Below are 644 nucleotides of genomic sequence, written 5' to 3'. Positions count from 1 at the left end.
AATCTTTCCAGTATGAGGCTGCTGCTTCTACATCCTGGGCTTCAAGCCACTCAATATACTGACTGTATGGAGTCACCAGGGCGAGCTTTGGTTCTCTATGTTCTACGGCTGCAAAATAAGCCTCAAACACCTCATCCGTTACCAACGCCACACACCAGCCGTCCATTAGGATGTGATGAGAGCTCCACACAAAGTAATAATCCTCATCACCTGTCCGTAAAATCGCCACGCGCATCAACGCATCCCGGGACAAATCGAATCCGGCTGCCTTGTCCTGGCGAATAAATTCCTTCACATACGCGTCACGTTCCTGATCATCCAAATGACGCAAATCTTCATAGCTGAAACCAACATCCTTGCGGCGGAAAATCACCTGCACGGGCTCATCCTGCCAGCCGCTAATGAAATTAGCTCTAAAGATCTCATGCCGCTGCGCCAAATGATTCAAGCTATCTTGGAAAATATCTGCCTGGAAGCGACCACGCAAGTCAAAGGTCGTTTGTTCAAAATAAGCCCCTGACGCTGCATCCATCAGGCTATGGAACAACATGCCTTTTTGCATCGGTGTCAAGGCATATACATTTTCCAGTTCCCCGATGTCACGAGTCCGCTCTACTAACTGATCCAGCTCGGCCAAGGTTACA

At 48.9% G+C, this 644-nt stretch carries 1 protein-coding gene; it reads right to left on the bottom strand.

Translation table 11 applies throughout. From position 1 onward, the window contains the following. Positions 1 to 644: condensation domain-containing protein (locus tag HFD99_RS24850; RefSeq protein WP_185157165.1), on the bottom strand; the 644-nt coding region annotated here is incomplete at both ends.

The sequence above is a fragment of the Paenibacillus sp. EKM301P genome (assembly GCF_011800295.1).
GTDB lineage: Bacteria > Bacillota > Bacilli > Paenibacillales > Paenibacillaceae > Paenibacillus > Paenibacillus polymyxa.
The sequence above is the reverse complement of the archived record's forward strand: the minus strand, read 5'-3'. Positions and strand labels throughout refer to the sequence as shown.